The 8,971-nt window shown below is 45.6% G+C and carries 8 protein-coding genes and 1 pseudogene; 3 read left to right on the forward strand and 6 right to left on the reverse strand.

Annotated features, from left to right (window positions below; genetic code table 11):
- Window positions 1-360 precede the first annotated feature (360 nt).
- The 3 genes from BUB38_RS15285 to BUB38_RS15295 all read left to right on the forward strand — a co-directional run bounded on the left by BUB38_RS15285 (window position 361) and on the right by BUB38_RS15295 (window position 4,074).
- Window positions 361-3,282: a DEAD/DEAH box helicase gene (locus tag BUB38_RS15285; protein WP_073161601.1), complete on the forward strand. Its 2,922-nt coding sequence runs from the start codon at window positions 361-363 to the stop codon at window positions 3,280-3,282.
- A 4-nt stretch (window positions 3,283-3,286) separates the two neighbouring features.
- Window positions 3,287-3,670 carry a (deoxy)nucleoside triphosphate pyrophosphohydrolase gene (locus BUB38_RS15290; RefSeq protein ID WP_073161602.1) on the forward strand — a complete coding sequence of 128 codons (384 nt, stop codon included), beginning with the start codon at window positions 3,287-3,289 and terminating at the stop codon, window positions 3,668-3,670.
- A gap of 62 nt (window positions 3,671-3,732) precedes the next feature.
- The gene (locus tag BUB38_RS15295) at window positions 3,733-4,074 is read left to right on the forward strand and encodes a hypothetical protein (RefSeq protein WP_139258483.1); all 342 of its coding nucleotides are present in this window, start codon (window positions 3,733-3,735) and stop codon (window positions 4,072-4,074) included.
- Between the two features lie 12 nt (window positions 4,075-4,086).
- Here BUB38_RS15295 and BUB38_RS15300 read toward each other — a convergent pair whose 3' ends face one another.
- From BUB38_RS15300 to BUB38_RS16510, 6 genes and pseudogenes are all read right to left on the reverse strand, one after another.
- Window positions 4,087-5,649, reverse strand: coding sequence for a hypothetical protein (locus BUB38_RS15300; RefSeq protein ID WP_073161603.1), 1,563 nt, complete (start codon window positions 5,647-5,649; stop codon window positions 4,087-4,089).
- Window positions 5,650-6,118: 469 nt separating this feature from the next.
- Window positions 6,119-6,922 carry a hypothetical protein gene (locus BUB38_RS15310; protein ID WP_073161605.1) on the reverse strand — a complete coding sequence of 268 codons (804 nt, stop codon included), beginning with the start codon at window positions 6,920-6,922 and terminating at the stop codon, window positions 6,119-6,121.
- A gap of 653 nt (window positions 6,923-7,575) precedes the next feature.
- Window positions 7,576-7,734: a hypothetical protein gene (locus BUB38_RS16505; RefSeq protein ID WP_175547705.1), complete on the reverse strand. Its 159-nt coding sequence runs from the start codon at window positions 7,732-7,734 to the stop codon at window positions 7,576-7,578.
- Window positions 7,735-7,898: 164 nt separating this feature from the next.
- Window positions 7,899-8,261 (reverse strand): four helix bundle protein, encoded by a 363-nt coding sequence (locus BUB38_RS15315; RefSeq protein WP_073161606.1) that lies wholly within the window; start codon window positions 8,259-8,261, stop codon window positions 7,899-7,901.
- A 215-nt stretch (window positions 8,262-8,476) separates the two neighbouring features.
- The gene (locus tag BUB38_RS15320; protein WP_073161607.1) at window positions 8,477-8,677 is read right to left on the reverse strand and encodes a hypothetical protein; all 201 of its coding nucleotides are present in this window, start codon (window positions 8,675-8,677) and stop codon (window positions 8,477-8,479) included.
- Between the two features lie 99 nt (window positions 8,678-8,776).
- Window positions 8,777-8,971 (reverse strand): annotated as a pseudogene (locus BUB38_RS16510) (hypothetical protein); the annotation flags it as partial.

An 8,971-nucleotide genomic window follows, 5' to 3' on the forward strand; every position in this document is an offset into this window, starting at 1 on the left:
ATGGATTTGTATAATTTTGACATGGGCTTTTTCTTCTGTTTTTTTTGGCGATTAAATTTTAGAAAATAGCCCATTTTTTGTTTAATTTAGGCGAATGTCAACAAAAAAGGGTGGCGAAGCCACCCACACATGTTGATGAAGAGCCAAAATTTTTAACATATAGCATCTAGTATGTTAAATTTTCGGCGATTTTTTACCACGTTTGGGCCATTTTCAAGATTTTGTAAATCTTTATTTTCTGAGCTTTATAAGTTCTTCGCCTTTCATGTATGTTGCAGTACATAGAACAACATCGATCCTTTAAATACTACTAGGCTGATCTTAAAAGACAATGATAAATAGTTTTTTATTATTTAATGCATGAACAATTACAGAATTTCTGGCACAGATAACCACCCCCTATTTATTTCCAACGCACCCGGAAACACCATGCAGGCTTTCTTGGACAACGAATTGTCAAAGTGCCAAGAATTCATTATCAGTGTAGCATTCATTTCTCGGAGTGGTCTTGCGCCGTTAAAGCAGACTTTGCTTGAATTGGAGAAACGTGGTGTTCCAGGAAAGATTCTCACCACAGACTATTTGACTTTTACAGAACCTTCCGCATTGAAGGCGCTATCCAAATACAAGAATGTTGAACTGAAAATCTTTAGATGCGATAAAAATATCAAGGGTTTCCACACCAAAGGGTACCTTTTCTACAAAACAAATAAGGACAACGGAAAGATTGTCAACATTACCATCGGTAGTTCAAATCTTACCGGAAATGCACTTGCAATCAATAAAGAATGGAATACAAGTTTTACCGTTGAAGAAAATGCTGAATTGTTGAGTAACGTCATTGAAGACTTCAATCAACTTTGGAAAAGTCCCAACGCATTCACCGTCAATGAACAAATCCTTGACGAATATGCCTTAGTCTATAACGAACAAAAACGTGTTAACAGAGAGATTCTTCAGAAAAGACTCGAATTGCAGAAGGCCACGGCAATCAGCGATTCAAAGGTCATTTCTACGGAACAGATTCTTCTGCAACCCAACTCTATGCAGCTGGAATTCGTGCAGAAGTTAAATGAAATTCGTGCCATGGGCGAACACAGAGCTTTGCTTATTTCTGCCACAGGCACAGGTAAAACTTATGCAGCAGCATTTGCCTTAAGAGAGATCAATCCAAAACGAGCACTGTTCATCGTTCACCGTGAACAGATTTTGCGCAAAGCCATTGAATCTTTCCAGAATGTCTTTGGAGAAACAAAATCCTTCGGCCTTTACTCCGGCACATCCCATGAAATAGACCGTGATTTTGTCTTCGCAACGATGCAGACCATGGCAACACACTACGAGGATTTTGCAAAAGAAGAATTCCAGGTCATCGTCGTAGATGAAGCCCATCGTACAGGTGCAGAAAGCTATCAGAAAATGATGAAGTACTTCAATCCTGATTTATGGATTGGCATGACAGCTTCTCCCGATAGAACAGATAAGTTCGATGTTTACGCAGCTTTCGACCATAACATCGCTCACGAAATTCGTCTGCAAGAGGCTATGAGACTCAATCTTCTTTGTCCTTTTCATTATTATGGAATTACGGACATTTTCGTGGATGGTGAAGAAAAAGAAAAGAGAGACTTCGCAAAGCTTATTTGCGATGACCGAGTCAATTACATTATCGAAAAGGCTGAATATTTCGGCCATACTGGTTCTAGAGTTAAGGGGCTTGCTTTCTGCAGCAGCCTAGAAGAATCCAAGGAACTTTCCAAGAAGTTTAACGAACATGGTTATAAGACAATAGCCCTTTCTGGCGCCGATTCTCAAGAAGAACGCGAACGCGCTGTAAAACTTTTGGAACAAGAAGATCGAGATTCAGGTCTGGATTACATCTTCACTGTGGATATCTTTAACGAAGGTATCGATATTCCTCAGGTGAACCAGATTCTGATGTTGCGTCCTACGGAATCTCCCATTATTTTCGTACAGCAGTTGGGCCGTGGTTTGCGTAAGGCCGAAGACAAGGAATTTGTCATGATTCTTGACTTCATCGGCAATTATTCCAACAATTACATGATTCCTATTGCACTTTCTGGCGACAGAACCTATAACAAGGACAACATTCGCCGTTACGTTCGCCAGGGAGTCAAAGCGCTGGAAGGAGCGTCCACCATTCACTTCGATGAAATTTCTCGTAAGCGAATTTATGAATCCATTGATTCCGCTAATTTCAGCGAAATGAAATTAATCAAAGAATGCTACAAGAACTTAAAATATAAGCTCGGAAGAATTCCGTCTTTGATGGATTACGAAGAATACGGCGAAATGGATGTCCTTCGCATTTTTGAAAATGCAAATCTAGGTTCTTATCACAAGTTCTTAACGAAAGTTGAAAAGGATGAATACACTGTCAAGTTCAGCGCCTTAGAAGAAAAATATCTGGAGTATGTTTCCACGAAATTCGCCAATGGGAAGCGTTTGCACGAGCTTCTGATTTTGGAACGTCTCTTGCAAGAAGACTCCGCAAGTGACTTGATTTCGTCAATGAAGAACGTTCTATTTTCATCGTACGCAATTTTAACAAACGACAAAACCGACAAGAACGTTATCAACCTACTTACAGGTTCCTTTGCAACCGGCGCAGCAAAAGACGCCTATAAGGACGTGGTCTTTATTGAACCAGGCGAAAGCGATTACAAGATCGCACAGCAATTCCGAGATCTTTTGAACAACAACGACTTTGCTAAGCAAATCAAAGAAGTCGTAGACTTCGCAATGATGCGCAACAAAAAGTACTTCGGAAACAGATACAAGAATTCTTCTTTCAATCTTTACGCAAAATACACCTACGAAGACGTATGTAGATTGTTAGATTGGGAAAAGGGTGAAGTCGCTCTGAATATCGGTGGTTATAAGTTCGATAAGAATACCAAAACCTACCCTGTTTTCATCAATTACGAAAAGGATGAAAGCATCAGCGCTTCGACAAATTATAACGACAGATTCCTGGATCAGGATACTCTTGTAGCCATTTCAAAGTCAAAAAGAACGTCTACTTCTGACGACGTCCAAACAGCCGTTAATGCAGATCGCCTAAACGTACAAATGGAACTGTTCGTCCGAAAAAACAAGGACGACCAGACCTCAAAAGAATTCTATTATTTAGGCCGGTTACATGCAACAGGCGAAACCCAGGATTTTATCATGCCCGGAACCGAATTCTCGGCAGTGGAAATCACTTACAAATTGGAAACACCTGTTCGCGACGATATTTACGACTATTTGGTAGGCTAGTTCTATGAAGACGATTGAAGTTGTTGCAGGAGTTATTAAAGACGGCAATAAGATTTTCGCAACCCAGCGTGGTTACGGAGATTTCAAGGGCGGCTGGGAATTCCCCGGCGGCAAAATGGAACCCGGCGAAACACCGCAGCAAGCTCTCGCTCGCGAACTGAAGGAAGAACTCACCGTCGATGTTTCCGTCGAAGACTTCATCTGCACTGTAGATTATGACTACCCCAACTTTCATCTGACCATGCACTGTTTCTACTGCACTGTAATTAACGGCGAGTTAAAGCTTCTCGAACACGAAGCCGCCAAATGGCTGGAAAAAGAAAACATCCGCTCGGTAGACTGGCTACCAGCGGATATCGCTGTTGTGGAAGCTTTGGAAAAGAATTAAATATCTTTCCCTTGCCGATCTAAAGAACGATCTCTACATTGCAGCGCATGTTAGAACGAGCGTTGCTTTATTTTATCCCGGCTCAATGTCGGGACGACACCGCCAAGGATGGCGAATTCCTCAAGATTCAGCCGGGTACGGGCGACAACCTCTCGCTAGAGGATATCGCGGAGGGATATACCGAATATGTGATCTGGAACCGGTTCAGGCCGGAGTACCTCGACATCGACGGGGAACTAGACATGGAATGTCTTGACAGCGGGATGGTGATGATGAAAGGCGACTGTCCCGGTCAAGCCAGGAACGACACAGAGGAACTATCTGAATTCAACATTTTGCGAAGCGTCCTGGAGCAGGCGTATGGAGATGGGGACGTAGCCACAATTCTGCTTATCGCAGAATAGCTTCATGAAAAATCAATCTTTTTCCCACTCTAGCACTGGATATCCGTCATTCATTTTTGAATCATACACAAAGTCATCGCCAAGGAGTTCTGCAAATTCCTGGGACTTCATTTCTTCCGCCGTCTTGGGGGTAGCTACACCACCGCCGTTGTTCAAGCCGAAGGGTTCCTGGTCGCCTTGCTTTAGATAATAGTAGTCGGCCATGGTGGTGTTATAGTTGTAACCGATCATCAGGCCAACAAGGGAATCGCCATCGACCTTGCCGGTAGAATACGCGGAACTGGTGACACCTTCAGAATTGGAGCCGAATACACCGCCGACGCGCCGAATTCCAGAAATATCGCCCGTGTTATACAATGATGTTGTAGAGGACGAAATCAAACTACCCACAATTCCTGCAACGAACTCAATACCTTCTACTGAAGCTAGATTTGCTGCACGAATAATTTTTATTTGGTTACCCGACCCAATTATTCCCCCAACACTTTTTTCACCAACAATATTTCCACCATTCTTTGCAGACTCCAATGTTGTTATCACACTATTTCCAGATATGTTTGAACTTGCATAACCAGCCACTCCAAAAATGCCGCCAACATTATTAACGCCCACAACTTCAGCATAATTTTCTGCATACTTACAAGTCAACAAATAAGAACTCACATAAGTATATCCCGCACGACCCGAAATTCCGCCGACTATATTTCGGCCTTCAACACTACCATAATTGTACAGGGAATCGATATAAGCGCAATGCGAATTTCCCATTACCCCACCAACTTCATCCCGTCCCTTCACTTCACCATGATTCTTAGAATTTTTGACATACACAGTCTTAGACGGTGCACACTTTGCTAAACCAGCAATTCCACCTACATAGTCAGAAGTACTCGTAACAGAAGCATAGTTTTCAACCTTAGATACTGATCCAGAAACTGCACCAACGATTGCAGCTGTATAATTTCCACCCTGAACCCAAGAATTTTCAACAATAAAATTTTGAATTGTCCCACTGGAATTTCCAAACAATCCGTTGTGTGTACTGGTGGTGTTAATGAACATTCCACTCACGGAATGACCATCTCCATCGAAGTTTCCGGTAAAGGCGACATTGGAATTACCAATGGGGGTCCACTTGTGCAACTTGGTGGAATCAGCCACCAAGGCGCCATTTTCGTCAATGACGTCGCCTTCATTCAAGATGATGTCGGCCCCCAGCTTGAAATACTTGCCGTCGTAATCCTTATCCTTCGCGCCTACGATAAATGAGAGGTGGGCCAGCTGTTCAGCGGTAAGGATCATATAGGGGCTGAGTTTCGTGCCGGTGCCGCATGCGAATTTCTTGGCGGTTGTTCCATTCCAGGGATTACCTGTTTCGCCCACGCATTCATTGTCAATGTCGCCGGACTCGCTGCCGGATCCTTCACCCTTCACGGAACTACTGGAATTTTTCGCTTTGCTGCTAGAAGAAAACACATCATCGTCGTCCTCCGTGGCGGGGACTGTACTAGAGGAACAAGCTCCCAGAAGGGAACAGCCAAAAATCGCAGACACAAAAAGCGGCAAACAACGCATAAAATTCTCCTTTCAATGAGAAAATAATCTTTTATTTGTGCCTACGGGAAGATGTAACCAAAAGGGAGTCGCAAAAGTGAGGGAAAACACTTTAAGAAAAGACGCTTGAATACTACGGACTGCGTTAGGGATGGTCACCCGTAAGGGCCGAGACTTGTGCGGCAAGGCTCGGGGAGCGAAGCGAGTACAGCCGGGCACGGGTGACAACTTGACGCGCGACGATATTGCCGACGGCTACACGGATTATGTCATCTGGAACAGGCTCGCGCCGGAGAGTCTGGATATCGACGGGGACATGCCCATGGAATGTATCGACAGCGGGATGATTTTGCTGAAGGAAGATTCTTTCGATGTCCTGGGAATGGTGATGCGCTACGCCTACGGGGAGAACGCCCCAGGCGCCATCCCGCTTCTGTGGTGAGGATGCGGCGCAATTTGCAAAAAAAGGACCCGCAGGGGTCCTTACGTTCTATTTCTGCATTTCAGCGAGCTTCGCCTTGAGTTCGGCAATCTCGCGGTCCTTTTCGGCAATAATCTTCTGACTGCGTTCGCGCTCTTTTTCGCGTTCATCTTCCCTGGCGAGCTGGATTTCCTGTTCCCATGTCATATAGCGCTCCTGCGTCTGGTTGTCGGTCTGGTACCACTTTACCTTGGTGTCGATTTCCTCAGTCTCCGTGGAGTCAGCAGTGTTGGTTGCGAAATACTTCAGGTACGGCTTGAGGGGATGCGCGTCCGGAAGTTTTTTATACTCGTTAAAGATATAAAAATTCTTGAAGGTGCGGTCATTCAAAGCAACATCTTTATTTTCCACCGCGAAATTCTGGAAACTGTAAATAGGCAGGTCCTCCCCAAAGATGTCATCTGGGCAGATGAAAAGCACGTATTGGTCCTTGAGACTCTTGTACATGGTGCCCCTGTGCAGCTCGTGAGTGTCGCGGACGGACTGGTAGTAGCGGGCGCGCTTGGGAAGTTCCTTGGTGTCCTTTACCTGCATCTCAAGGTCAAAGGAGCTGATGGTCTCGCCGTTCTCGTCGATCTGCTGGGTGAACACATCGTAGCGGACGCTCTTGTTGAAGATGCTCACCTGCTCCGTCTTTTCCTGCTCGGGTTCCTTCAGGTCGTAAATCTTGATGCCAAGCGCCGCCTCGATGAAGGGCTTGGCGATTTCCTTGTGGCTCATGACCAGCGGGAACACGAAACTGTTGGTGATGGTGAATTTTGAGATGCCTCCGGCTCCAGTGCCAAAGTCCTCCGAAGTCTTGCTTTCGCTCATGAAAAGTTCCTGTACATCCGGCGACGCGGCCGGTTCGCAGGTAGAACAGTCCCTACCTACTTATATACACGTGGCAAACGTCTCATTCGCGCAAGAAATCTTTGTAAAAAATACTTTTCCCCATTCTAGCACAGGATTCCTGTCATTCATTTCTGACATTGCATTTTTATTTGCGGGAAAACGAATTTATTCCGCGATGCGTTAGGGCGTGAAGCCGCGAAGCGGGTCGGAATCGCGCGGCAGATCCTATCGCAGCTTCGCTGCTCCAGGATGACGTGTAGGGTTGTAGGAGCGCGAGGCTGAACGGACGGCGAGCTCTGCGAGCCGATAACGCAAAGGCCCGCCCCCGGTGGCTTGGTGCAGCCTAGATCCTTCTCCCCACAGGGGGATCATGCTCACGTAAGCGCTAAGTGATCAAAGGGACTCCACTACGTTCCGCTCAGGATGACACTAAGCCGGGGAACGCCCAAAAGTCGAGTAGTACCGAAGGCGAATGTTGCAGCAACAAATAAATTTGTTGCTATAACTGAACCGCAGTACAGACGCCGTAGGCGTCCATGCAACACGAACACTCGTGTTCGTACTGCCGTGACGCATGGGAGTGCGCTTGCGCCGCCATTTGCAAAAAAGGACCCGCGTGGGGTCCTTATGTTCTATTTCTGCATTTCAGCTAGCTTCGCCTTGAGTTCGGCAATCTCGCGTTCTTGCTTTTCGATGGTTTCGTCCTTTGCGGCGATAATCTTCTGACTGCGTTCGCGCTCTTTTTCGCGTTCATCTTCCCTGGCGAGCTGGATTTCCTGTTCCCATGTCATATAGCGCTCCATGGAGGCTTCGCCTCAATTACTAGTTACGAATTATGAATTACGAGATTTTCCGGTGATTACAGCCGATTAACCCCATTATAAGCAGTGAGGTTGACCAAAGGTTGGAAAAACCGATCATCAATCTTATATGATAAGAAAATCCACAACGCTAGTCAAGAGGACGGTTTTTCGCAACGGCAACTTTTTGATATCGCAGTTAAAATCTTGAGTAATTCCTGGTTATCGGCATTCATTGAATCAAATTGTCTTGAATCAATATAGTTTGTCTTTTGCAAAAGTTTTAGCCAATAAACGGTTTCTGCAGCTTCCTTCTTCGCAATACCAATTTTCGAAAAGAAATCTGCCCTACTTTGTGCGTAGATTGCTTCGGCAACATTGGCTCCAATGCTAGTTCCACTTCGAAGAATTTGTTTTGACAATACAAACTCTTTTGAAGTTTGCTGTAGAAACTGATGAAGGTTCACTATTCGAATGGCAAAAGCCAAACACTTGTTCTCTAGCACTCTATTTCTCATAATTCATACTTCATAATTCGTAATTAAACAACGCGGCCGGCTCGCAGGTAGAACGGTTCCTACCTGCTTATATACACGCAGCAAACGTCTCATTTGCACAGGAATTCTTTGTAAAAAAACTTTTCCCCTCTCGCGGGAAAAAGTTTGAATCCCGCTTCTATGACGAGGAAACGCCGACATTTGCAAAAAAAAGGACCCGCAGGGGTCCTTTCGTTCTATTTCTGCATTTCAGCGAGCTTGGCTTCAAGTTCCGCAATTCTGCGATCCTTTTCGGCCAGGGCATTGTCCTTTTCGGCGATTTCCGCATCTTTCGCCTTACTTGCCGACTCCATTCTGCGAACCTTGCGTTCAAGGGCGCGGTATTCGTCTCCGGCGCTCACAAAGCCAAGCCTTTGTCCAATACTCTGGAATGCCATTTTCAGAACCTCCAATGCCTCTGGGCTAATGTACTCCCTCAAATATAACTCAATCTTGCCGACAAGGCAAACAAAAGGACCCCCGCGGGGTCCTTGTGGTTATTTGCTCATTTCTGCCAGCTTTGCCTGAAGAGCGGCGATCAGCGCGTCCTTCTCGGCCAGGGCATTGTCCTTCTCGGCGAGGGCGTTGTCCTTCTCGACCAGTTTGGCATCCTTCGCCTTGCTTGCCGACTCCATCCTGCGAACCTTGCGTTCAAGGGCACGGTATGCGTCTCCGGCGCTCACAAAGCCAAG

Source organism: Fibrobacter sp. UWH5 (assembly GCF_900142505.1).
Taxonomy (GTDB): Bacteria; Fibrobacterota; Fibrobacteria; order Fibrobacterales; family Fibrobacteraceae; genus Fibrobacter.